The organism is Janthinobacterium sp. GW821-FHT03C08, from assembly GCF_059420905.1.
On the sequence record NZ_JBWKUP010000004.1, the window covers coordinates 33,186 to 57,561 of the forward strand.

Consider the following 24,376-nt stretch of genomic DNA (forward strand, 5'->3'; position numbering starts at 1 on the left):
CGGTGGGCGAAATGGGGCGGGTATGCTTTTTGCAACCCTGAGCATGCTAGCAAAAAATGTGCGTTTCCGCATGGTTTTTGCACCGCGTGTGAGCAAAAAAGGCTTTTGATTGACATTTTCCTTGACCATAATGGTGCGACGCGATAACGTATGGGACGCTTTGAACACCCCAAAGCCCTATGGTCAGGTCGCGACCGGCACACAACGCCATCCCGCGGCAAGACGCGCTTTCATTTGTAGGCAGTTTGTTCTAACCCGCGCCACAAGCGCGAGCGGTTCGTCCAGGCGCCACAGAAACTCCGGCCAAACGAGTTGCGTTAAGCGTTGTTTTGTAAGGTATCTATGGGTGCCCAAAGAAATGCCGTGACCGCATGAAAAGGGAAGCAGGAGCACTGTCGCGCACAGCGAACTTCGTCAGGAAAGAACATCCGATCAATCTCCAATGGACCTTGAAAGGAATGTTTCATGAATACCGAAGCAAGGGGACCTGCAACAGGTTCCGCAACAGGACCGATCACGGGCGCAGAAATTGTCGTGCGCTGTCTGGCTGAAGAGGGCGTCGAGCACGTCTTTGGATACCCGGGCGGAGCCGTACTCTACATCTACGACGCCATCTTCCAGCAAAACAAATTCCAGCATATCCTCGTACGCCACGAGCAGGCCGCGATCCACGCCGCCGATGCCTATTCGCGCAGCTCGAACAAGGTCGGCGTCGCCATCGTCACGTCCGGTCCGGGCGTCACGAATGCCGTCACGGGCCTGTCGACCGCCTACATGGACTCGATTCCCATGGTGGTGATCTCCGGCCAGGTGCCGAGCCACGCCATCGGGCAGGATGCGTTCCAGGAATGCGACACGGTCGGCATCACGCGCCCCGTCGTCAAGCACAACTTCCTCGTCAAGGACGTCAAGGACCTGGCAGCGACGATCAAGAAAGCCTTCTTCATCGCCCGCACCGGCCGTCCGGGACCCGTGCTGGTGGATATCCCCAAGGATATCAGCATGCACAAATGCCATTTCGACTATCCGAAGGAAGTCGAGATGCGTTCCTACCGTCCCGTCGACAAGGGCCACTCGGGCCAGATCCGCAAGGCCGTGCAGTTGCTGCTGCAAGCCGAACGCCCGATGATCTACACGGGCGGCGGCGTCATCCTGGCGCATGCGGCTCCCGAGCTGAACAAGCTGGTCGACCGCCTGGGTTTCCCGTGCACCAACACCTTGATGGGCCTGGGCGGCTACCGCGCCTCGAGCGAGCAGTATGTCGGCATGCCCGGCATGCACGGCACCTATGAAGCGAACATGGCGATGCAAAATTGCGACGTGCTGATCGCCATCGGCGCCCGTTTCGATGACCGCGTGATCGGCAACCCGAAACATTTCGCCTCGCATCCGCGCAAGATCATCCACGTGGACATCGACCCCTCGTCGATTTCCAAGCGCGTCAAGGTCGATATTCCCATCGTCGGCAACGTCAAGGACGTGCTGATCGAGTTCCTCGCGCAACTGGACGCGGCCGAAGCCAAGCCGAACGTCAATGCCTTGAGCAACTGGTGGAAGCAGATCGCCGAATGGCGTGGCCGCGAATGCCTGAAGTATCCAACGTCCGACCTCGTCATCAAGCCGCAAGCGGTGGTGGAAAAAGTGTTCCAGATCACCAAGGGCGATGCCTTCATCACGTCCGACGTGGGCCAGCACCAGATGTGGGCCGCGCAATATTACGGTTTCGACAAGCCTCGCCGCTGGATCAATTCCGGTGGCCTGGGCACCATGGGTGTCGGCTTGCCCTACGCCATGGGCGTGCAGATGGCTAATCCGGACGCCACCGTCGCTTGTATTACCGGCGAAGGTTCGATCCAGATGTGCATCCAGGAACTCGCCACGTGCAAGCAGTATCACCTGACGCCGAAGATCATCATGCTCAACAACCGTTTCCTCGGCATGGTGCGCCAGTGGCAGGAGATCGACTACGGTTCGCGCTATTCCGAGTCGTACATGGATTCGCTGCCCGACTTCGAGAAGCTGGCCGAAGCGTATGGCCACGTGGGTATGAAAATTGAAAAACCGGGCGACGTCGACGGCGCCCTGAAAGAGGCGTTTGGCATGAAAGACAGGCTGGTATTCATGAACTTCATTACCGACCAGTCCGAAAACGTGTGGCCAATGGTGAAAGCCGGCAAGGGCCTGTCCGAAATGATGCTCGGCTCGGAGGACCTCTGATCATGCGCCATATTATTTCTGTCTTGCTGGAAAATGAAGCGGGCGCCCTGTCGCGCGTGGTGGGCCTGTTCTCGGCACGCGGCTACAACATTGAAACACTGACCGTGGCGCCGACGGAAGACTCGACCCTGTCGCGCATGACCATCGTCACCAGCGGCTCGGACGACATCATCGAGCAGATTACCAAGCACCTCAACCGCCTCATCGAGGTGGTGAAGGTGGTGGACCTGACCGAAGGCCAGCATATCGAACGCGAGTTGATGCTGATCAAGGTTCGTGCCGTGGGCAAGGAGCGCGAGGAAATGAAGCGCACCGCCGATATCTTCCGTGGCCGCATCATCGATGTCACCGAAAAGACGTACACGATCGAACTGACCGGTAACAAGGTCAAGCTCGACGCGTTCATCGATTCGATCGACCGCGCCGCCATCCTGGAAACCGTCCGCACGGGCGGTTCCGGCATCGGCCGCGGCGAACGCATCCTCAAAGTATAAAAGTATAAGAACAGCAGTACGCGGCCACGGCCGCACCCCCATACAACGCATCATCAAATGATAGGAAATACCATGAAAGTTTTTTACGACAAAGACGCTGACCTCTCCTTGATCAAGGGCAAAAACGTCGCCATCATCGGCTACGGTTCGCAAGGCCATGCGCACGCGCAAAACCTGAACGATTCGGGCGTCAACGTCACCGTCGGCCTGCGCAAGGGCGGCGCTTCGTGGACCAAGGTCGAGCAAGCGGGCCTGAAAGTAGCGGAAGTGAACGACGCCGTGAAAGCGGCCGACGTCATCATGATCTTGCTGCCAGATGAAAACATCGCCCAGGTCTACAACGAAAACATCGCGCCGTTCGCCAAGCAGGGCGCCGTACTGGCCTTCGCCCACGGCTTCAACGTGCATTACGGCCAAGTCGTGCCGCGCGCCGACCTGGACGTGATCATGGTCGCGCCGAAAGCGCCGGGCCACACCGTGCGCGCCACCTACACCCAGGGCGGCGGCGTGCCCCACCTGATCGCCGTGTACCAGGACAAATCGGGCATCGCCCGCGATATCGCCCTGTCGTACGCCTCGGCCAACGGCGGCGGCCGTGCCGGCATCATCGAAACGAATTTCCGTGAAGAAACCGAAACGGACTTGTTCGGCGAACAAGCCGTGCTGTGCGGCGGCGCCGTGGAACTGATCAAGGCCGGCTTCGAAACCCTGACGGAAGCGGGCTACGCGCCTGAAATGGCCTACTTCGAGTGCTTGCACGAACTGAAGCTGATCGTCGACCTGATCTATGAAGGCGGCATCGCCAACATGAACTACTCGATCTCGAACAACGCCGAGTACGGCGAATACGTGACCGGTCCTAAAGTCGTGACCTCGGCCACCAAGGATGCGATGCGTCAATGCCTGAAAGACATCCAGACGGGCGAATACGCGAAGAGCTTCATCCTGGAAAACAAGGCAGGCGCACCGACCCTGATCTCGCGCCGCCGCCTGACGGCCGAGCACCAGATCGAAGAAGTGGGCGCGAAACTGCGCGCCATGATGCCTTGGATCGCCAAGAACAAGATGGTCGACCAGTCGAAGAACTAAGCCGTTATCGTTCTTCATAGGAAGCCGGCGCAAGCCGGCTTTTTTTTGCGCGGGCGTTTGGCCGCCGACATCCGTTACAATCAGGCCCATTCAACCATACCGTCCGCACCATACTTGTTTTTTCTAAAGTTTTTGTCGGCAATCTTCATGTGCTCAAGCGTCCCGTCCCGGTTGCCCTCAGCTGCTGGTTTCTGATCCTCAGTTCACTGTCCGCGCTGGTGTCGGCCTTCCTCGGCCGTGACGATCCCGCTATGCTGGCCGGGATGGCGCACGGTGCGATTCCCGCCGGGGCGCAATGCGCGATGATGCTCGTCAGCATGGGTATTTCCCTGGTGGCAGCGGTGGCCATGCTGCAAAGGCAGCGTGGCGCGCGCACCGTGTATCTGGTGTGGGGCGTGATCGACATTGCATTCTGCCTGGCGACCTTGCCGTTGAAGATGGACGTCTTGCCTGGCGCGCTCATGTTCGCCGTCCTCTGCGCCTTCCTGTACAGCCCGAAAGCGAATGCCTGGTTTTCGCCGCGCAAGGCGGCCAACGATGCCTGCATGACGCCAGCTTGAGCACGGTTGTTTTCGTACGCACGCTGTTGCTGCGTTTGCTTTACAATTCCGCCCTTCCTTTGCAGTTTCCTCTGGACTGCATCTGTTTCGGTATCTGCCGACCGCAACGCGCATCACCGCTTTCGTAGCACGCCAGGCGCTGGTTATTTAGCCGCCTGCGCCACCTGAAGGACCCCTATGACTGACCGCACTACCACCGCAGTGCCCATGCCGGGCGCTGCAGCATCTTCCATTCCCGTCCTGGCCTTGCTGGCCCTGGCCATGACGGCGTTTCTTGCCCTCCTGTCGGAAACCTTGCCGGCTGGCTTGCTGCCGCAGATTGCCCGCGACCTGAATATTTCCGAAGTCATGACGGGCCAGCTGGTGACCGTCTACGCCATCGGCTCGATCCTGACGGCCATTCCCCTGACGGCGCTCACCAGCACCTGGCGCCGGCGCAATGTCCTGTTGCTGGCCATCGTCGCTTTCCTGATCTTCAATACGGCGACGGCGCTGGCACCCAACTACCTCGTCGCCCTGGTGGCGCGCTTCGTGACGGGCATGGCGGCCGGGCTGGCCTGGGGGCTGATGGCCGGCTATGCGCGCCGCATGGTGTCCGTCGAGCAGCAGGGCAGGGCGATGGCCATTGCCATGATCGGCACGCCGCTGGCCCTGTCGCTGGGCGTGCCGCTGGGCACCCTGATGGGCGGCATGCTGGGCTGGCGCAGCATCTTCGGCATCCTGTCCGGCCTGGCCGTGGTGCTGGTCGCGTGGGTGCTGCTGGCCGTGCCCGATTATCCGGGGCAAAAGCAGGGCGAGCGCCTGTCGATTCGCCAGGTGTTCATGACGCCCGGCGTGCGGCCCATCCTGGCGGTCATCGTGGCCTGGATGCTGGCGCATAATATTTTATATACGTACATCGCGCCTTTCCTGGCGCCGTCCGGCCTGCGTCCCCGCGTCGACCTCGTGCTGCTCGTGTATGGCGTCGGCTCGCTGGCCGGCATCTGGCTGGTCAGCCAGCTGATCGACCGCTGGCTGCGCAAGCTCGTGCTGGGCTGCATCGCCGCCTTTGCCTTCGTGGCGGTGGCGCTGGGGCTGGCCATGGAATCGCCCGCCGTGATTTACATCAGCATGGCCATCTGGGGCGTCACCTTTGGCGGCGCCGGCACCTTGTTGCAGACGGCGTCGGCGGACGCGGCCGGCGACGGCATGGACGTGGCGCAGGCCATGGTGGCGACCATCTGGAATGTGGCCATCGCGGGCGGCGGCCTGGCCGGCGGCATGCTGCTCGATGGCTATGGTGCGGCCGCGTTTCCGTGGGCCATGCTGGCCCTGCTGCTGGTGGCCTTGTGCATCGCCTGGCGCGCCCATCGCCACAGTTTCAAGCCGGGCCGCCGCAGTGGCGGCGTGGTAGCGGGACATTGATATCAATGTTATATAAAATAACATTGTTATGAAAATGTGAGCAGATGTGACTGGCTGGCGCATTTTGTGACGATTTGTTAATTTGCGCCACGGGAATTTGTGAGGCGTTAGAATCTACACAGTTTGACAAGTTTCTCAAGCGAAAGGGATGGCAAAAGCGTCCCTTGCGCGGGCTGTCAGCCATATTAACCACCTAGGAGTACCCCCATGACCGTGATGAAATCCGTCCTTGTTGCCGCCGCAGCCACCGTTGCCCTGAGCGCACAAGCTCAAACCTTGCCGACTTCCGGCACGCTGGTGGTCGTTCCCGCGTTTGGCGAAGTCAAGCATGTCAATGACCAGGTCGTCGCTACCCTGGCCGTCGAAGAACAGGACAAGGACAAGGCTGCCGCCGCGTCGAGAGTCAACCAGAAGATGAACAAGGGCATCGCCATCGTCAAGCAGGCTGACCCGAATGCCGCACTGAAATCGTATGGCTACTACACCTATCCCGTGTACCCGGAAGAGCGTCCGCTGCCGGCCGGCGCCGTGGCCAAGCCACGCCTGCCGACGGCCTGGCGCGTGGGCCAGTACCTGGAAGTGACGACGGCCAACCTGGCGTCCCTGCCGAAAACCGTGTCCGCTGCGCAAGGCGTGCTGACCCTGAACGGCTTGAACTTCGGCCTGAAGCCGGAAACCATCCGCAAGCTCGACGATGAGCGCATCGCCGCCACGTATAAAAACCTCAATGAGCGCGTGGCCGCCATCGCCAAGGCCATGGGCCGCAACGTTTCGGACGCCGTGCTCGATACGGTGGACTTCGAAGGTTCGGGCAACTATGCCAACGAAAGCCGTCCTGCCGCCGCCCCCATGATGATGCGCAGCGCCAAGATGTCCGAGGACAGCGCCGTCGCCGAACCGAGCTTCGAACCGGGCGAAACGACGCTCGACATGCGTGTCGTCGGCAAGGTGAAATTCAAGTAATGCCCGTATGACCTCCCCGCGTGCCGCTCCATGCGGCCGCGGCAGCGCGGAGCCGTGATCCTTGCGACACGGCAATCTTTTCCGCGCTAGAATATCTTAGTAAAAAGCCATGGCGCAGTCCTGCGCCATGCGCCGCGTATAAATTCCCTAGGAGAAATGAATGACCGTCATGAAATCGATGCTGGCCGCCGCCGTCGCGACCGTTGCCCTGTCCGCCCAGGCGCAAAGCCTGCCGACTTCCGGCACCCTCGTGGTGGTGCCGGCGAACGGCGAAGTGGTGCATGCGAACGACCAGGTGACCGTCACCCTGGCCATCGAAGAGCAGGACAAGGACAAGGCCGCCGCCGCCTCGCGCGTGAACCAGAAGATGAACCAGGGCGTGGCCATCGTCAAGAAGGCCGACCCGCAAGCCGTGCTCAAAACCCAGGGCTACTACACGTATGCCGTGTACCCGGAAACGGCACCCTTGCCGCCAGGCAGCGTCGCCAAGCCGCGCGTGCCGACGGGCTGGCGCGTAGGGCAGTATTTGCAGGTGACGACGAGCAACCTGGCCGCCTTGCCGAAAACGGTATCGGCGGCGCAAGGCGTGCTGACCCTGAACCGCCTGAACTTCGGCCTGGCGCCCGCCACCATCCGCAAGCTCGACGACCAGCGCATCGCCGCCGCGTACAAAAATCTCAACGAGCGCGTGGCCGCCATCGCCGGCGCCATGGGCCGTAGCGTCAATGATGCCGTGATCGACACCATCGATTTCGAAGGGTCGGGCAACTATGCGCAGCGCGTCAACGTGACCGGCGCGCGCAACATGAGCGCCGATGCGGCGGGTTATGGTGGCAGCCAGGTGGCCGAACCGAGCTTCGAGCCGGGCGAAACCACCCTGAACATGGGGTTGGTGGCAAAAATCAAGTTCAAGTGACCATGTGAATGGCCTCAACGTTGCCAAGCTTGCTCCATCGCACTTTTCTTTGGCGGTGGCTCCTCTATAATGGCAAGATCGGCGCGCGCATGGTGTAATGGCCATGCGCGCGCCACCTGGCACCGAATCCCCCGCAGTACACAAGATATGGAACAACATGGCAAACTTCCCCCGTCGTAGAGGCAAGAACGGCACCCCCGCAGCATCCAAAGCGTCCCGCTTCAGCAAATTCGTGCGCCAGCCGGTGGCCGATGGCACTGGCAAGAAAACCTTGCGCCGCCGCGGCATCTATCTGTTGCCGAATGCCTTCACGACGGCTGCCCTGTTCTGCGGCTTCTACGCCATCGTCATGGCCATGAACCAGAAATTCGAACACGCGGCCTGGGCCATCTTCATCGCCATGATCCTCGACGGCCTCGACGGCCGCATCGCGCGCCTGACGAATACGCAGAGCGAATTCGGCGCCCAGTACGACAGCCTGTCCGACATGGTGTCGTTCGGCGCCGCGCCGGCGCTGGTGATCTATGAATGGTCGCTGCGCGGCATGGGTAAACTGGGCTGGCTGGCCGCCTTCGTCTACTGCGCCGGCGCCGCCCTGCGCCTGGCCCGCTTCAACACGAACATCGCCGTCGTCGACAAGCGCTTCTTCCAGGGCTTGCCCAGCCCGGCGGCGGCGGCCATGGTGGCCGGCTTCATCCTGCTGATGAACGACCTCGAGTTCGCCGGCAATCAGCTGGCCTGGGTATCGTGGACGATCGCCCTGTTCGCGGGCCTGACCATGGTCACCAACGTGCCGTTCTACAGCTTCAAGGATGTCAATTTCCGCAAGTCCGTGCCCTTCATCGTCGTCTTCCTGCTGGCACTGTTCTTTGCGCTCATTTCCATCGACCCGCCGAAAGTGCTGTTCCCCATCTTTGTGACCTATGGCCTGTCCGGCTATGCCGTGTTCTTCTGGCGCATGGCCAAGGGCAAGCCTGTCAGCATCATCCAGACGGACCCGGAGCACTGACACCCCCCGGGCCGGTAGCCACTTCTTCCCACCAGCGAGGAGCAGCCATGACAAACAGCAACCGGCTCATCATCTTTGACACCACCCTGCGCGACGGCGAGCAATCGCCGGGCGCTTCCATGACGCGCGAGGAAAAGCTGCGCATCGCCAAGCAGCTCGAGCGCATGAAGGTCGACGTGATCGAGGCGGGCTTCGCCGCCGCCTCGCAGGGCGACTTCGAGTCGATCCGGGCGATCGCCGGCGCCGTGCGCGAATCGACCGTCTGCTCGCTGTCGCGCGCCAACGACCGCGACATCGCCCGCGCCGCCGAAGCCCTGCAGCCGGCCGAACGCAAGCGCATCCACACCTTCATCGCCACCTCGCCCCTGCACATGCAGATGAAGCTGCGCATGACGCCCGAGCAAGTGTTATTGCAGGCGCAGAACGCCGTGCGCTACGCGCGCCAGTTCACGGACGACATCGAATTCAGCCCCGAAGACGGCAGCCGCTCCGACGAGGATTTCCTCTGCCGCGTGCTCGAAGCCGTGATCGCCGAGGGCGCCACCACCATCAACTTCCCCGACACGGTGGGCTATGCCGTGCCCGAGATCTTCGGCAATACCATCAAGCGCTTGCGCGAACGCATCCCGAATGCGGATAAAGCCATCTGGTCTGTCCATTGTCATAACGACCTCGGCCTGGCCGTGGCCAATTCCCTGGCCGGCGCCATGATCGGCGGCGCGCGGCAGATCGAGTGCACCATCAATGGCCTGGGCGAGCGGGCCGGCAACACGGCGCTGGAAGAAGTGGTGATGGCCCTGCGCACGCGCGCCGCCTACTACAACCTGACGGTGGGCATCGATACGACGCAAATCGTGGCGGCATCCAAGATGGTGTCGCAGATCACGGGCTTTGCCGTGCAGCCGAACAAGGCGGTGGTGGGCGCGAACGCCTTCGCGCACGCGTCCGGCATCCACCAGGACGGCATATTAAAAGCGCGGGAAACCTATGAAATCATGCGCGCCGAAGACGTGGGCTGGACGGCGAACAAGATCGTGCTGGGAAAACTCTCGGGCCGCAACGCCTTCAAGCAGCGCCTGCATGAGCTGGGCATCGCCCTGGAATCGGAGGCGGAAGTGAACGCCGCCTTCATCCGCTTCAAGGAGCTGGCCGACCGCAAATCCGAGATTTTCGACGAAGACATCATGGCCCTCGTCAGCGAGGAACAGCAGGCGCAGGAGAGTGAGCACTACCGTTTCATTTCACTGACACAGCAGTCGACGACGGGCGCCGTGCCCCATGCGCGCGTGGAATTTCTCGTCGGCGGCGAACAGCGCAGCTGCGAAGGGCGGGGCGACGGCCCCGTCGACGCCACCGTCAACGCCATCGAAAGCGCGGCCGCCAGCGGCGCGGAGCTGGTCTTGTTCTCCGTCAATGCCATCAGCACGGGCACGCAGTCGCAGGGCGAAGTGACGATGCGCCTGTCGCGCGACGGGCGCATCGTCAACGGCGTGGGCGCCGACCCCGACATCATCGTCGCCTCGGCCAAGGCGTATCTGTCGGCGCTCAACAAGCTGCACGCGAAGGATGAGCGCATTGACCCGCAACCTTAGTGAAGGACGCCTGATTAAACCTACTGCGCGTCGATATAGGTGGCCTGCGATGCTCACCGTACTAGAGTACGGTTGCGCTTCTTAGCCACCTCTCTCTTCCGCTCGCTACGGTTTTATCAGGCGTCGTTACGCCGGTAATGTTTTACCAGAAAAAGCGCCGCTCTTCCTTGGCCGGATCAGGGCCGTTCATCATCATGCGCACGATGCCGTCCTGGTCGAAATGCACGTGCATCATGGAATCCCAGACGCCCGATTCCTTGTAGCGGTAGGACCAGACGTATAGTTTCGGGATGGACAGGTAGGACTTTTCCGCCGGGCGGCCCAGGATGTGCAGCACGTCCTGCTGCGTCGAGACGCCGACCTTGATGCGGGCAAAGCCCGGCGCGTCGAGCACTTGCTCGTACGAAATTAACTTCTCGTCGGGGCCGAAGCGGGCCATGTAGGTGGCTTGGCCATACGGCCCCGTGGCGTATTCCAGTTCCGTTCCCGTGGGCAGCTGGTAGACATTCGTCGGGCGGCCCAGGCGCGCTTCCACGGCGGCGCGCGATTCGCCCGGCAGCGGCGGCGGGACGTTCCAGCTGGCGCAGCCGGCCAGCAGGGCCAGCAGCAGTGGTGTTGCTAATTTGAGCATGTTTTTCATGTTTGTCCTCCTGAAATGCAGGAAAATCCTATCATGCGCCGAGAAAAGCCCGCACGGCAGGATACAGGCGGGCTTTTTTCCGATATACTTGCGCGTCTGGTTGGAAGCACGGCCAGTATTTTAATAATCGTAGTTCACGGTGGATAGGGTTCAGACTCTGTGCACCGCATGTGAAAGGTTTATCATGACAGTAGAAAACATCAACAAAGCCGCTATCATCGCGGACAACGCACGTGGTCAAAACGACACCGGCTCCCCTGAAGTGCAAGTTGCACTGCTGACGGCTCGCATCAACGAACTGAACGGCCACTTCAAAGCCCACTCGAAAGACCACCACTCCCGCCGCGGCCTGATCATGATGGTCAACCGTCGTAAGAGCCTGTTGTCCTACCTGAAGGCTAAAGACGCTACCCGTTATCGCGACCTGATCGCTAAACTTGGTCTGCGCAAGTAATTTTTGCCGTACAAGGTTTATACAGAAATGCCTGCGCCAGTTCGCTGACGCGGGCATTTTGTCATTTGAATTCCGGATTTATGTCGGTAAGTGACGTACTAAGTGATGTATTCTCTTGCTGATTTCATGTTTTAGAAGCAATGTAGCAAAGGTGGTAACAAGTAAAGGCAGCATTTTTACGCCGCCTGTGGTGAGGTGAACGACAGCCCCTGAAAATCTGTCGGCAATTAGAAAAGGGATACCCCATGTTTAACAAAGTTACGAAAACCTTCCAGTACGGTCAACATCAAGTGACCCTGGAAACCGGCGAAATCGCACGTCAGGCATCCGGCGCAGTGCTGGTGTCGATCGAAGATACCGTCGTTCTGGCAACGGTGGTGGCACGCAAAGATGCCAAGCCAGGCCAGGATTTCTTCCCTTTGACGGTTGATTATGTCGAGAAAACCTATGCTGCCGGTAAAATCCCGGGCGGTTTTTTCAAGCGCGAAGGCCGTCCTTCCGAAAAAGAAACACTGACATCGCGTCTGATCGACCGTCCTATCCGTCCGCTGTTCCCGGAAGGCTACCTGAATGAAGTGCAAGTCATCATTCACGTGCTGTCGGTCAACCCTGAAATCGATCCGGACATCGCCGCCATGATCGGCGCCTCGGCCGCCCTGTGCGTTTCGGGCGTGCCTTTCAACGGCCCGATCGGCGCCGCGCGCGTCGGTTACGCCAACGGCCAGTACATCCTGAACCCGACCGTCCAGCAACTGAAAACGTCGCAAATGGACCTGGTGGTCGCCGGTACGGAAACGGCCGTGCTGATGGTCGAATCGGAAGCGCAGCAACTGTCCGAAGAAATCATGCTGGGCGCCGTGGTCTTCGGCCACGACCAGATGAAAGTCGTCATCGACGCGATTCACGACCTGGTGCGTGACGGCGGCAAGCCGGAAGTGGAATGGGCGCCTGCGCCGAAGAACGAAGCACTGATCGCCCGCGTCGCGCATTTCGCCAACGCCAAGATCAATGATGCATATCAAACCAAGGACAAGCAAGAGCGTACGGCCAAGCTGAAGGCGGCAACGTCGGAAGTGATCGCCGACCTGACGGCGGAAGCGGCAGCTGCCGGCGGCGCGTCGATCGACAGCGCGGAAGTGAACAACATCCTGTTCGACATCGAAGCGAAGATCGTGCGTACGCAGATCCTGGACGGCGAGCCACGCATCGACGGCCGCGACACGCGCACCGTGCGTCCGATCTCGATCCGCACCAGCGTGCTGCCACGCACCCACGGTTCGGCCCTGTTCACGCGCGGCGAAACGCAGGCGCTGGTCGTCGCCACCCTGGGCACCGCCCGCGACAGCCAGAAGATCGATGCGCTGATGGGCGAGTTCACCGATTCGTTCATGCTGCATTACAACATGCCTCCGTTCGCCACGGGCGAAACGGGCCGCGTCGGTACGCCGAAGCGCCGCGAAATCGGCCATGGCCGCCTGGCCAAGCGCGCGCTGATCGCCGCCCTGCCAGCCGCTGAAGAGTTCAGCTACTCGGTGCGCCTGGTATCGGAAATCACGGAATCGAACGGTTCCTCGTCGATGGCTTCCGTCTGCGGCGGCTGCCTGGCACTGATGGACGCCGGCGTGCCGATGAAAGAGCACGTGGCCGGTATCGCCATGGGCCTGATCAAGGAAGGCGGCAAGTTTGCCGTGCTGTCCGACATCCTGGGCGACGAAGATCACCTGGGCGACATGGACTTCAAGGTAGCCGGTACCCGCAACGGTATCACGGCGCTGCAGATGGACATCAAGATCATGGGCATCACCAAGGAAATCATGCAAGTGGCACTGGCGCAAGCCAAGGAAGGCCGCGAGCACATCCTGGGCGAAATGCAAAAAGCCATGCCGCACGTCAAAACCGAACTGTCCGATTTCGCACCGCGTCTGATCACCATCAAGATCAACCCGGAAAAAATCCGTGACGTGATCGGCAAGGGCGGCGCCGTGATCCGCGCGCTGACCGAAGAGACCGGCACCCAGATCGACATCAGCGACGAAGGCGTGGTCACCATCGCTTCCGTCGACGCTGCCGCCGGCCAGGAAGCCAAGCGCCGCATCGAAGAACTGACCGCTTCCGTCGAAGTGGGCAAGACCTACGAAGGCACCGTGCTGAAACTGCTGGACTTCGGCGCCATCGTGCAAGTCATGCCAGGCAAGGACGGCTTGCTGCACATCTCGCAGATCGCCAACGAGCGCGTCAACGCCGTGGCCGACTACCTGAAAGAAGGCCAGCTGGTGCGCGTCAAAGTGCTGGAAACGGACGACCGCGGCCGCCTGAAACTGTCGATGAAAGCTGCCGAAGGCAACGAAGCGCCAGCCGCCTAAGTTGATCTAAGTCAGCCTGAGTGCGGCTTGGTCCGCATGCTCAAAAACCGCCAGCGCGCAAGCCCTGGCGGTTTTTTTATGCGCCGCGTTTGCGCTGCATCGAAGCGCGGGCAGGCCGGTGCGCCGGCCTTGATGCAGCTCGCATCGGCCGCTGCCACGCTCTGTAGATTCGGGAGGGGATCTTCCCCCGACGAGTCTTTCAAGGAGATGCAGCATGCGCACATTCTGCGGGCTGGCCGCCGCCTTTCTGCTTGCCGTCGCGCCCGGTGCCCGGGCGCAGCCCGACAACGTGCCCACGCCGGTGCCGCTGCCGATTCCCATCGCCGCCGCGTCTACGGCCATGCCGGCGCAAGACCTCGACGCCTTGCGCGCCGTGCATGCGCGCGAAATCAACGACCTCAGCACGTTCAAGACGGCGGGTTTGCAGCGCGCAGCGATCGACCCCTATCTCGACAGCGCGGCGGGCCAGCAGTTCCTGCGCGAACTGCGCGCCGCCGACCCGGCCGCGCCCGCCGACACCATCTATGCGCGGGCCGTCGAACAGCTCGCTTCCGGCAGTACCTTGCCGCAGCTGCAAGCCATGTCGGCCGCGCTCGTGAAAATCGTGCCGCACGGCCAGAGCGTGTCGCCGTATTCGCCGTATTTCACCACCAGCGCGCAGCTGCAGCAGGTGGCGGGCCAGTGCGCCAGTCTGGCCGACTGTTTCGGCTTGCCCTTGAAGAGCGAGGCGCCGCTGTATGATGTGTATCAAGTCATGCCCAAGGGCACCGTCACCGTGTTCGTCAGCCAGGTGGCGCCGACGGAAGAGCTGGGCGGCCTGGTGCGGCGCCGTGGCGGGGCGCAGCAGTATTTGCTGCCGAACCGCAGCCTGTGGTCGGCGCCCGTGCTGGTGGGCACCATCAAGAATTAGGAGGGAATATGGATCAGCCGCGCCTGCAAGCCTGTACTGCCGAACTGCAGCAACTGCTGGCGCGCCTGGCGCCCGCCGACGCGGACGTAGCCGATTTGCGCAGCGCGCTCGAGCCCCTGCTGGCCCTGGCGGGCAGCGGCGCCCTGGCCACGCCGCTGGCATGGGGCGACATCCCCGGCGGGCGCTATTTCACGGAAGGCGGCTTGCGCCGGTACGCCGACCTCGAGCAGGCATTTGCACGCTTTCGCATCGAGGCGACGGGCGGCGCAGCGCCGGCCCTGCGCAAGCTGCGCGGCGAGGATGCATAGATAGATGGTATCAATTGTTGTTTCTGGGTAATTGATAGTCGGTATTGCTTGACGACAAAATCTTATTCATCGACCATGGCGCATCCCTCCCGATTTTCTCTTTTTTATTGGATGCACCATGTTGTCCTCCCTTAAGGCGCGGCTGATCGCCATCGCCGTTTCCATCGTCGTGCTGGCCATGCTGGCCGTCGCCATCGCCAATTTCTTCACCACGCGCTCCAGTACCCTGGCCGCGCTCGACACGCAGATGCTGCAGCTGTCGCACAGCCACGCCACGGCCATCGCCGAATGGCTGCGTTCCAAGCAGGCCGTCGTGGGCTCGCTCAAGCAGGGCGCCACGGCGGCCGACCCCTTGCCTGCCCTGAAGGCGGCCGAGCAGGCGGGCACCTTCGACATGGCGTATGTCGGCTTTGCCGACAAGCATGCCGTGTTTTCGCAGGAACGCCAGCGCGCGGCCGACTACGATCCCACGGCGCGGCCCTGGTACAAGCAGGCGGCCGCGGCGGGCGGTCCCGTCATCACGCCGCCGTACATCGGCGCCAGCACGGGCAAGCTGGTGGTGACGTTTGCCGAGCCGCTGGGCGGCAAGGGCAGCGTGGCGGGCGTGCTGGCGGCCGACGTGATGATGGATGCGGTGGTGCAAAACGTCGCCTCGATCAAGCCGACGCCCGCCAGCTACGGCTTTCTCGTCGACGGCGGCGGCAAGATCATCGCCCACCCGGATGCCAAGCTGACCCTCAAGCCGCTGGCCGAACTCGATCCCGGCCTGAGCGCGCAGGCGCTGGCCGATATCGAAAAGAGCGGCGATGGCGCGGCCATCCGCCTGGACGGGCGCGATGGGATTTTGCACGTGAGTAAGGTGCCGGGCAGCGACTGGCTGCTGGCTACCGTGCTCGACCGCGCGGAAGCGACGCAGGCCCTGAGTTCCATGCTGCGCGCCTCGGCCCTGACGGCCCTGCTGGTGCTGGTCCTGGCCGCCACGGTATTGAGCGCGCTGGTGGCGCGCGCCCTGCGCCGCCTGGGCCTCGTGCGCGACGCCATGGAAGCCATCGCCACGGGCGACGGCGACCTGACCAGCCGCCTGGACGCGCAAGGTTCGGACGAGCTGGCGCAGATCGCCAAGGCCTTTAATTTGTTCGTGGAAAAGATCGCCACCGTGCTGGTGCAGATCCGCAGCATCAGCACCCTGGTGCGCAGCGAATCGGCCGATATTGCCGCCGGCAATGCCGACCTGTCCTCGCGCACGGAAGCGCAGGCGGGCGCGCTGGAAGAGACGGCCAGTTCGATGGATGAGCTGACCTCGACCGTGAAGCAGAATGCGGAAAACGCGCATGCGGCCAACGAGCTGGCCGTGTCCGCCTCGCAAGTGGCGGCCAAGGGCGGCCGCGTGGTGCAGCAGGTGGTGGGCACCATGGCGGGCATCCAGGAAAGCTCGCGCAAGATCGTCGACATCATCGGCGTGATCGATGGCATCGCCTTCCAGACGAATATCCTGGCCCTGAACGCGGCCGTCGAGGCGGCGCGCGCGGGCGAGCAGGGCAGGGGCTTTGCCGTGGTCGCGTCCGAAGTGCGCAACCTGGCGCAACGCTCCGCCGGTGCGGCGAAGGAAATCAAGGAGCTGATCGGCGACTCGGTGGAGAAGGTCGATGCGGGCGGGCGCCTCGTCGACGAGGCGGGCCAGACCATGGACCAGGTGGTGGCGTCGGTGCAGCAATTGACCGCCATCATGAGCGAGATCACGGTGGCCAGCCGCGAACAGAGCGCCGGCATCGGCGAGATCAATACGGCCGTCACGCACATGGATACCATGACCCAGCAGAACGCGGCCCTCGTCGAGCAAGCGGCAGCCGCCGCGGAGAGCCTGCAGGAGCAGGCCGTGGACCTGGCGCAGGCTGTCGGCATGTTCCGCCTGGGCGATGCGGGCCCTGCTGCGGCACCGGCGCCGGTGACGCGCCTCAAGGCGAAGCCGGCCGCGCCGGCGCCACGCGCGCTGGCCCGTGCACTGTCGCCGGTCAAGCCCGTCAAGGCGGCCAGGTCCGGCGCCGACGAGTGGGAAGAGTTTTAAGCTGCAAGCGTAGCGATCTGCGCGTTTATCCGCGTTTTTGTCAGGCCAGCCTGCCAAAAGCGCAGTTCGTCGCAATCGGCGTGCCCGCCGGGGGCGGTATGGCTATAGTGACACCATACCGCAAGCCCATCGCCAGACACCCGAGGAGAACAACATGAACGTCGCTAAAAACATGGAAATCATTGCCGTTGCCGCCGCCATCCTGGTCAGCGCCAGCTGCTACGCCATCGCTCCAGCCGCGCCGGCCCTGCAAGTGGCCAGCGCCACGGTCACTCAGGCTGCCCCGGCCGGCAAGACCGCCACGTCCATGCACGTGGTGCAAGTCAAGGCCAAGCGCCTGAGCGCCGCCGAAAAAGCCCGTTTCGCTTAATTGATTGTCAGCAATTTTCAGCGCTGCTACAGTGGCAGCCAGTGGCAATGCGCAGGTGCCCCGGGAGGGCGCCGCGACACATAAAAACAAGATACCGAGGATGCACTACATGAAAAAGACACTGCAACTGGCGCTGCTGTTGCTGGCGACACTGGGCCTGGCGCGCGGCGCGGCCGCCGAGACCCGCCTGCTGGAAATGCGCACCATCGATGCCCGCGTGGTGCGCGTCAAGCTCGATGGCGTGATGGAAGTGCGCATCCGCCAGGGCAATGTGCCCTCGCTGAGCATCACGGCCGACAAGCGCTACATCGCCGACGTCAGCACGGCGCAAAGCGGCGACACCCTGCACATCGAAACGGAAGTGCGCGGCTTCAAGCTCAATCCTGCGTCGATCCGCGCGGAACTGGTCTTGCCGAACCTGCGCGAACTGAGCTCCGAAGGCTTCGGCAGCACGGACATTACGGGCTTCACGGGCGAGGAACTGACCTTGTCGCTGGAAGGGGCAGGCAGCATCAAGGTCGTCGGCGACTACCGCAAGCTCAATGCCAGCCTGGGCGGCGTGGGCAGCATGCAGATCTGGGTCGGCAACAATGAGAAGGCGGACCTGGACCTGCAGGGCGCCGGCTCCGTCGTGCTCGGTGGCCGCGGGCGCGTGCTGAAAGCCAGCCTGGGCGGCCTGGGCAGCCTGAACGCGAAGCAATTCGAAGCCGATGCCGTCAACCTGGAATTGAGCGGACTGGGCAATGCCACGGTCAACGCCCACACGAATGCCAAGCTGAACCTGAGCGGACTCGGTTCGGTGGTGGTGTACGGCAAGCCGGCCAACCGCGATGTCAGCGTCGAGGGCCTGGGCAAGGTCAGCTGGAAGTAAGCGCGGCCAAGCCTGGGTATCTTCAGGCTGGATAAGAAAAAGCAGTGAGACTACATCCCATTCCGATGAAAAAACTGATCATTACATTATGCATGCTGTGTGTCATACAGCTACCCGCGCGGGCCGGCTTCGTCGAAGGTGCCAGTGCCTACAACAACAAGAACTACGCCCTGGCCTACAAGGAAATCTTGCCCTTGGCCAAGGCCGGCAATGCCGATGCCCAGCACTTGCTGGGCTTGATGTATTACATGGGACGTGGCTTGCCGCAGGATTACAAGCAAGCCATGTTCTGGCACCGCAAGGCGGCCGAGCAGGGCAAGGCCGACGCCCAGTACGTGGTGGGCGCTATGTATTACACGGGTAACGCCGTGCTGCAGGACCACAAGCAGGCCGTGGGCTGGTTTCGCAAGGCGGCCGAGCAGAACCATGCGGAAGCGCAGCAGGTGCTGGGCCTGATGTACCGCTACCACATGGGCGGCGTGCAGCAGGATAACGTCATCGCCTACATGCTGTGGAACCTGGCGGCGGCGAACGGCAATGCGAATGCGGCCGACCAGCGCGCCGCCGTCGTGCGCAAGATGACGCATGAGCAGGTCGAGGAGGGGCAGGCCCTGTCCGCCAAGTGGAAGCCGGGCACCCCCTTGCCGCGCCAATCGAAAACGGGCGGCGGCTGACGGGCGGTGGTCTGCAAGGGCAGGCGGCTTGGCGTACAATCGCCGTTTTCCCCCTTGAAAGAGTCCCGCCATGCGTGCAGTTGCCATCAGCCAGCCCGGTCCCGCCGACGTTCTGCAGGTCACCGAATGTCCCGTCCCCGCCTTCAAGGCGGGTGAACTGCTGATCAAGGTGCACGCGGCCGGCATCAACCGTCCCGACGTGCTGCAGCGCCTGGGCAAGTATGCGCCGCCGGCCGGCGCATCGGACTTGCCGGGCCTGGAAGTGGCGGGCGAAATCGTCGATGGCGACTTTACCAACACCGCATTCAGGAAGGGCGACCTGGTCTGCGCGCTGGTGCAGGGCGGCGGCTATGCCGAATACTGCGCCGCGCCCGCCGGCCAGTGCCTGCCCTTGCCCCAGGGCTTGACGGCGCTGGAAGGCGCGTCCCTGCCGGAAAACTTCTTTACCGTCTGGAGCAATGTCTTCGACCGCTGCGCGCTGGCCGACGGCGAAACCCTGCTGGTGCAGGGCGGCACGTCGGGCATCGGCGTGACGGCCATCCAGCTGGCGGCGGCCCTCGGCCACCGCGTCTTCGCCACGGCGGGCAGCGACGAGAAGGCGCGCGCCTGCGAGGCGCTGGGCGCCGAACGGGGCATCAATTACCGCACGGAAGATTTCGTTGCTGTCGTCAAGGAGTTGACCAATGGCAAGGGCGTCGACGTCATCCTCGACATGGTGGGCGGCGACTACCTGCCGCGCGAGATTGCCTGTCTGGCCGACGATGGCCGCATCGGCCTCATCGCCGTGCAGGGCGGCACCAAGGCGGAACTGGACCTGGGTACCTTGCTGCGCCGCCGCCTGACGGTGACCGGTTCCACCTTGCGTCCCCGTTCCGTGGCCTTCAAGGCCGCCATCGCGCAGCAGTTGCGCGCGACCGTCTGGCCCCTGATCGAAGCGGGCAAGATCAAGCCCGTCATCTACAAAACTTTCCCCTTGGAAAAAGCCAACGAGGCGCATGCGCTGATGGAGGCGAGCACGCACGTGGGCAAGATCATGTTGCAAGTTGCCTGAAACGGGGCACTGCCTGTTTGACCGGCATCGGTGCCGGGGTTAGAATGACGGGTTATTAGAATTTAGGCTACTATGCGTCGCAAACTCGTCGTCGGAAATTGGAAAATGAACGGCAGTCGCACCTCGAACGCGGTGTTATTGTCTGAAATAGTTGCTGGTCTGGCTGCCTCGGGCGCCGCCAGCGCCGTCTGTGTGCCCGCGCCGTACCTGGCGCAGTGCCAGGCGCAATTGGCAGGCTCGGCCCTGGCCTGGGGCGCGCAGGACGTGTCGGCCCATGCGGGCGGCGCGTACACGGGAGAAATCTCGACCGCCATGCTGCAGGATTTCGGCTGCAGCTATGTGGTGATCGGGCATTCCGAGCGCCGCGCCTACCACGGCGAGAGCGATGCGCAAGTGGCGGCCAAGACGGTTGCCGCGCTGGCGGCAGGCATCACGCCTATCGTCTGCATCGGCGAGACGCTGGCGCAGCGCGAAGCGGGCCAGACCGACGCCGTCGTGGCGCAGCAGCTGGGCGTCGTGCTGGCGGCCATTGCCGCCGACGACGTGGCGAAACTGGTGCTGGCCTATGAGCCGGTCTGGGCCATCGGCACGGGCAAGACGGCCACGCCGCAGATGGCGCAGGACGTGCATCAGGTATTGCGCAGCCAGCTGGCGGCAAAGAATGCGGTAGCGGCCGCCGGCGTGCAGATCCTGTACGGCGGCAGCATGAAGCCGGAGAACGCAAAAGAATTGATGGCGATGCCGGATATCGATGGCGGTCTGATCGGTGGGGCAGCATTGAAGGCGGCGGATTTCCTGGCGATTATTCACGCCGCCGATTGAATTAATTTAAACTGAGAATGGAATTGCAATGAACATGATGTTCAATCTGGTAGTGGTGGTACAGGTTATTTCGGCATTGTCGATTATCGCGCTGGTGTTGCTGCAGCACGGCAAGGGCGCCGACATGGGCGCCGCCTTCGGTTCGGGCGCCTCGGGCAGCCTGTTCGGTGCGACGGGTTCGTCGAACTTCATGTCCAAGTCGACGGGCGTTGCCGCCGCGATCTTCTTCGGTGCCACCCTGGCGCTGTCGCTGATGGCGAACCAGCGCGCCACCACGGTGGGTGGCGGCGTGATGGACAAGGTTGTCAAGCCGGTGCCAGTGACCGGCGCGGGCGCGATCCCGACGACGGTGCCTGCGGCCCCGGCTGCCAGCGCTCCGGCTGCTGCCGCACCCGTTGCCAGCACCCCGGCCGGCGCGATTCCGAAGTAATCTGCAGGCAGGTGAGTAGCAGCTCGATGCCTCATCGAGAGTAATTCTCATTACGGGCAGATTATTGCTCAATGTTTTGGCAGTGCGGCAGGAAAAAATCGTGACGCGCTGGAAGATGTAAAAATTTATCGTTTTTATCTGTGTTTTGATGCATTTGTGCATTAACTTTAGCGGCAAAGCAGAGTAGAATACGGGCCTTACCGCCGACGTGGTGAAATTGGTAGACACGCTATCTTGAGGGGGTAGTGGCGAAAGCTGTACGAGTTCGAGTCTCGTCGTCGGCACCAGAAATCAGAAGCCAGCAACGGCGCACGAGCCATGGCTCGTACAAAGTTGCTGGCTTTTTTTACGAGGATGTGTCGTTCGATCCTGGTCTTAGCTTTGATTGGGGTCGTGCGTTAGATACGCTGCAAATGATCGCAGCGTCCTCATTTAACCGATCGTTCAATATAAGCTTATCAATCGTGAACCTCGAAAATTACTTCCCCGTCCTGCTGTTCATTCTTATCGGCCTTGGTGTCGGTATCGCTCCCCAGCTCCTGGGGCGCCTGTTAGGTCCTAACAAGCCTGACGCAGCAAAACTCTCCCCGTACGAATGTGGCTTTGAAGCATTCGAAGACGCGCGCATGAAATTCGATGTGCGCTACTATCTGGTCGCAATCCTGTTTATTTTGTTCGATCTGGAAACGGCATTCTTTTTCCCATGGGGCGTTGCAATGCGCGACCTGGGCTGGGCCGGTTTCGTCACGATGATGGTGTTCATCGCTGAATTCGTGGTCGGATTTTGGTACATTTGGAAGAAAGGTGCCCTTGACTGGGAATAAGCCATGGCTATTGAAGGCGTATTAAGCGAAGGTTTCATCACCACCTCGGCCGACAAGCTGATCAACTGGGCGCGCACCGGGTCTATGTTCCCGATGACGTTCGGTCTGGCCTGCTGTGCGGTCGAAATGATGCATGTGGGCGCAGCCCGCTACGATATGGACCGTTTCGGCGTCGTGTTCCGTCCGTCGCCACGTCAGTCCGACGTCATGATCGTTGCCGGTACCCTGTGCAACAAGATGGCGCCGGCCCTGCGCAAGGTCTACGACCAGATGGCAGAGCCACGCTGGGTCATCTCGATGGGTTCCTGCGCCAATGGCGGCGGGTACTACCATTACTCCTACTCCGTGGTGCGCGGCTGCGACCGCATCGTGCCCGTCGACGTGTATGTGCCTGGCTGTCCTCCGACCGCTGAAGCCTTGCTGTACGGCATCATGCAGTTGCAGAACAAGATCAAGCGTACCAGCACGATCGCACGCTAACCGGGCCGCTTCAGATTATGACAACACATTTAGAAGTATTGCAAAACGCCCTCGGCACTGCCCTGGGCGAACGCGTTAGCACGACCGTTACCCTGGGCGAAGTCACCTTGCTGGTCAAGGCAGAAGACTACCTGGGCGTGATGCAGACCCTGCGCGACGATCCGACCCTGCATTTCGAGCAATTGATCGATCTGTGCGGCGTCGACTACTCGACCTACGGCGATGGCACTTGGGATGGCTTGCGTTACGCGGCCGTTTCGCATTTGCTGTCGGTCAAGCACAACTGGCGCGTGCGCGTGCGCGTGTTCGCACCGGACGACGACATGCCGCTGCTGCCCTCCGTGGTGAACATCTGGCGCGCCGTTAACTGGTACGAGCGCGAAGCGTTCGACATGTTCGGCATCCTCTTCGAAGGCCACAACGACTTGCGCCGCCTGCTGACCGACTACGGTTTCATCGGCCATCCGTTCCGCAAGGATTTCCCCGTCTCCGGCTATGTCGAGATGCGCTACGATCCGGAACAAAAGCGCGTGATTTACCAGCCCGTGACGATCGAGCCGCGGGAAAACGTGCCGCGCGTGATCCGCGAAGAACATTACGGGATGAAATAATGTCTGAAATTAAGAACTACACCCTGAACTTTGGGCCGCAGCATCCGGCCGCGCACGGCGTGCTGCGCCTGGTGCTGGAGCTCGATGGCGAAGTCATCCAGCGTGCCGACCCGCATATCGGCCTGCTGCACCGCGGCACCGAAAAGCTGGCCGAGCAAAAGACCTACCTGCAATCCGTGCCGTACATGGACCGTCTCGACTATGTGTCGATGATGTGCAATGAGCACGCGTACGTGATGGCCATCGAAAAGATGCTGGGCCTGGAAGTGCCCCTGCGCGCGCAATACATCCGCGTCATGTTCGACGAGATCACGCGCATCCTGAACCACTTGATGTGGCTCGGCGCGCACGCGCTGGACGTCGGCGCCATGGGTCCGTTCCTGTATTGCTTCCGCGACCGCGAAGACTTGTTCGACGCCTACGAGGCAGTGTCGGGCGCGCGCATGCACGCGGCCTACTACCGCCCGGGCGGCGTGTACCGCGACCTGCCGGACGCGATGCCACAGCACAAGGCCTCGATCATCCGCAACGCCAAGGCGATTTCCAAGCTGAATGAAAACCGCCAGGGTTCCCTGCTGGACTTCATCGAAGACTTTGCGCGCCGTTTCCCGAACTCGGTGGACGAGTACGAAACCTTGCTGACCGACAACCGTATCTGGAAACAGCGTACCGTCGGCATCGGCGTGGTCTCGCCGGAAGATGCGCTGGCCATGGGCTTCACGGGCGCCATGCTGCGCGGCTCGGGCGTGCAGTGGGACTTGCGCAAGAAACAGCCGTACGAAGTGTACGACCTGATGGATTTCGACATTCCTATCGGCACCAACGGCGACTGCTACGACCGCTACCTGGTCCGCGTGGAAGAGCTGCGCCAGTCGAACCGCATCATCAAGCAATGCGTGGAGTGGCTGCGCAACAATGAAGGTCCTGTCATAACCAGCAACCGCAAGGTGGCGCCTCCGGGCCGCGTCGACATGAAGACCAACATGGAATCGCTGATTCACCACTTCAAGCTGTTCACGGAAGGTTTCCACGTGCCGCCAGGCGAGGCCTACAGCGCCGTGGAACATCCGAAGGGCGAGTTCGGCGTGTACCTGGTGTCCGATGGCGCCAACAAGCCGTACCGCATGAAACTGCGCGCGCCAGACTACGCCCACTTGCAGTCGCTCGATGAGATGGCGCGTGGACACATGATTGCCGACGCCGTGACCATCATCGGGACGCAAGATATCGTGTTCGGCAGTATTGACCGCTAAGAGGCA

The 24,376-nt window shown here is 62.0% G+C and carries 25 protein-coding genes and 1 tRNA gene; 25 read left to right on the forward strand and 1 reads right to left on the reverse strand.

Annotated features, from left to right (window positions below; genetic code table 11):
- Positions 1–465: 465 nt before the first annotated feature.
- The 9 genes from AC07VL_RS06430 (at position 466) to AC07VL_RS06470 (ending at position 10,244) form a co-directional block, all read left to right on the forward strand.
- A complete protein-coding gene (locus tag AC07VL_RS06430) occupies positions 466–2,217 on the forward strand; it encodes an acetolactate synthase 3 catalytic subunit (RefSeq protein WP_494805102.1) in 1,752 nt (583 codons plus the stop codon).
- Positions 2,218–2,219: 2 nt separating this feature from the next.
- Positions 2,220–2,711 carry an acetolactate synthase small subunit gene (ilvN, locus tag AC07VL_RS06435; protein ID WP_010399754.1) on the forward strand — a complete coding sequence of 164 codons (492 nt, stop codon included), beginning with the start codon at positions 2,220–2,222 and terminating at the stop codon, positions 2,709–2,711.
- 72 nt (positions 2,712–2,783) lie between these two features.
- Positions 2,784–3,800 (forward strand): ketol-acid reductoisomerase, encoded by a 1,017-nt coding sequence (gene ilvC / locus AC07VL_RS06440; protein ID WP_086136408.1) that lies wholly within the window; start codon positions 2,784–2,786, stop codon positions 3,798–3,800.
- 149 nt (positions 3,801–3,949) lie between these two features.
- Positions 3,950–4,360: a hypothetical protein gene (locus AC07VL_RS06445; protein ID WP_494805103.1), complete on the forward strand. Its 411-nt coding sequence runs from the start codon at positions 3,950–3,952 to the stop codon at positions 4,358–4,360.
- Positions 4,361–4,537: 177 nt separating this feature from the next.
- Positions 4,538–5,764, forward strand: a complete 1,227-nt coding sequence (locus AC07VL_RS06450; RefSeq protein WP_494805104.1) for an MFS transporter — start codon at positions 4,538–4,540, stop codon at positions 5,762–5,764.
- Positions 5,765–5,971: 207 nt separating this feature from the next.
- On the forward strand, positions 5,972–6,727 hold the full coding sequence (locus AC07VL_RS06455) for an SIMPL domain-containing protein (protein ID WP_494805105.1): 756 nt from the start codon (positions 5,972–5,974) through the stop codon (positions 6,725–6,727).
- Between the two features lie 160 nt (positions 6,728–6,887).
- The gene (locus AC07VL_RS06460) at positions 6,888–7,643 is read left to right on the forward strand and encodes an SIMPL domain-containing protein (RefSeq protein ID WP_494805106.1); all 756 of its coding nucleotides are present in this window, start codon (positions 6,888–6,890) and stop codon (positions 7,641–7,643) included.
- Positions 7,644–7,800: 157 nt separating this feature from the next.
- A complete protein-coding gene (gene pssA, locus AC07VL_RS06465) occupies positions 7,801–8,652 on the forward strand; it encodes a CDP-diacylglycerol--serine O-phosphatidyltransferase (protein WP_494805107.1) in 852 nt (283 codons plus the stop codon).
- Positions 8,653–8,699: 47 nt separating this feature from the next.
- The gene (locus tag AC07VL_RS06470) at positions 8,700–10,244 is read left to right on the forward strand and encodes a 2-isopropylmalate synthase (RefSeq protein ID WP_494805108.1); all 1,545 of its coding nucleotides are present in this window, start codon (positions 8,700–8,702) and stop codon (positions 10,242–10,244) included.
- 142 nt (positions 10,245–10,386) lie between these two features.
- On the opposite strand, the gene bamE is transcribed toward AC07VL_RS06470, so the two are convergent.
- On the reverse strand, positions 10,387–10,884 hold the full coding sequence (gene bamE, locus AC07VL_RS06475; protein ID WP_494805109.1) for an outer membrane protein assembly factor BamE domain-containing protein: 498 nt from the start codon (positions 10,882–10,884) through the stop codon (positions 10,387–10,389).
- Between the two features lie 184 nt (positions 10,885–11,068).
- Here bamE and rpsO point away from each other — a divergent pair, with 184 nt between their 5' ends.
- The 16 genes from rpsO (at position 11,069) to AC07VL_RS06555 (ending at position 24,370) form a co-directional block, all read left to right on the forward strand.
- Entirely contained in the window at positions 11,069–11,338 is a 270-nt protein-coding gene (gene rpsO / locus AC07VL_RS06480; RefSeq protein WP_010399743.1) for a 30S ribosomal protein S15, read from the forward strand.
- A 245-nt stretch (positions 11,339–11,583) separates the two neighbouring features.
- Positions 11,584–13,701: a polyribonucleotide nucleotidyltransferase gene (pnp, locus tag AC07VL_RS06485; protein ID WP_076567059.1), complete on the forward strand. Its 2,118-nt coding sequence runs from the start codon at positions 11,584–11,586 to the stop codon at positions 13,699–13,701.
- Between the two features lie 214 nt (positions 13,702–13,915).
- Positions 13,916–14,611, forward strand: coding sequence for a hypothetical protein (locus AC07VL_RS06490; RefSeq protein ID WP_494805110.1), 696 nt, complete (start codon positions 13,916–13,918; stop codon positions 14,609–14,611).
- Positions 14,612–14,619: 8 nt separating this feature from the next.
- Positions 14,620–14,919 (forward strand): hypothetical protein, encoded by a 300-nt coding sequence (locus tag AC07VL_RS06495; RefSeq protein WP_494805111.1) that lies wholly within the window; start codon positions 14,620–14,622, stop codon positions 14,917–14,919.
- Between the two features lie 118 nt (positions 14,920–15,037).
- Entirely contained in the window at positions 15,038–16,984 is a 1,947-nt protein-coding gene (locus AC07VL_RS06500) for a methyl-accepting chemotaxis protein (protein WP_494805112.1), read from the forward strand.
- A gap of 154 nt (positions 16,985–17,138) precedes the next feature.
- Positions 17,139–17,354 (forward strand): hypothetical protein, encoded by a 216-nt coding sequence (locus AC07VL_RS06505; RefSeq protein WP_494805113.1) that lies wholly within the window; start codon positions 17,139–17,141, stop codon positions 17,352–17,354.
- Positions 17,355–17,463: 109 nt separating this feature from the next.
- The gene (locus tag AC07VL_RS06510; protein WP_494805114.1) at positions 17,464–18,225 is read left to right on the forward strand and encodes a GIN domain-containing protein; all 762 of its coding nucleotides are present in this window, start codon (positions 17,464–17,466) and stop codon (positions 18,223–18,225) included.
- 65 nt (positions 18,226–18,290) lie between these two features.
- Entirely contained in the window at positions 18,291–18,899 is a 609-nt protein-coding gene (locus tag AC07VL_RS06515) for a tetratricopeptide repeat protein (RefSeq protein ID WP_290605569.1), read from the forward strand.
- Between the two features lie 70 nt (positions 18,900–18,969).
- Positions 18,970–19,950, forward strand: a complete 981-nt coding sequence (locus AC07VL_RS06520; RefSeq protein ID WP_494805115.1) for an NAD(P)H-quinone oxidoreductase — start codon at positions 18,970–18,972, stop codon at positions 19,948–19,950.
- Between the two features lie 72 nt (positions 19,951–20,022).
- Entirely contained in the window at positions 20,023–20,772 is a 750-nt protein-coding gene (gene tpiA, locus AC07VL_RS06525; protein WP_494805116.1) for a triose-phosphate isomerase, read from the forward strand.
- Positions 20,773–20,800: 28 nt separating this feature from the next.
- Positions 20,801–21,202, forward strand: coding sequence for a preprotein translocase subunit SecG (gene secG, locus AC07VL_RS06530; protein ID WP_035820525.1), 402 nt, complete (start codon positions 20,801–20,803; stop codon positions 21,200–21,202).
- A gap of 202 nt (positions 21,203–21,404) precedes the next feature.
- Positions 21,405–21,489, forward strand: a tRNA-Leu gene (locus AC07VL_RS06535).
- A 177-nt stretch (positions 21,490–21,666) separates the two neighbouring features.
- On the forward strand, positions 21,667–22,026 hold the full coding sequence (locus AC07VL_RS06540; RefSeq protein WP_092796969.1) for an NADH-quinone oxidoreductase subunit A: 360 nt from the start codon (positions 21,667–21,669) through the stop codon (positions 22,024–22,026).
- 3 nt (positions 22,027–22,029) lie between these two features.
- On the forward strand, positions 22,030–22,506 hold the full coding sequence (locus AC07VL_RS06545; RefSeq protein ID WP_010399733.1) for a NuoB/complex I 20 kDa subunit family protein: 477 nt from the start codon (positions 22,030–22,032) through the stop codon (positions 22,504–22,506).
- Between the two features lie 17 nt (positions 22,507–22,523).
- A complete protein-coding gene (locus tag AC07VL_RS06550) occupies positions 22,524–23,117 on the forward strand; it encodes an NADH-quinone oxidoreductase subunit C (RefSeq protein ID WP_494805117.1) in 594 nt (197 codons plus the stop codon).
- On the forward strand, positions 23,117–24,370 hold the full coding sequence (locus tag AC07VL_RS06555) for an NADH-quinone oxidoreductase subunit D (protein ID WP_494805118.1): 1,254 nt from the start codon (positions 23,117–23,119) through the stop codon (positions 24,368–24,370). The genes AC07VL_RS06550 and AC07VL_RS06555 overlap by 1 nt, the downstream gene beginning before the upstream one ends.
- Positions 24,371–24,376 lie beyond the last annotated feature (6 nt).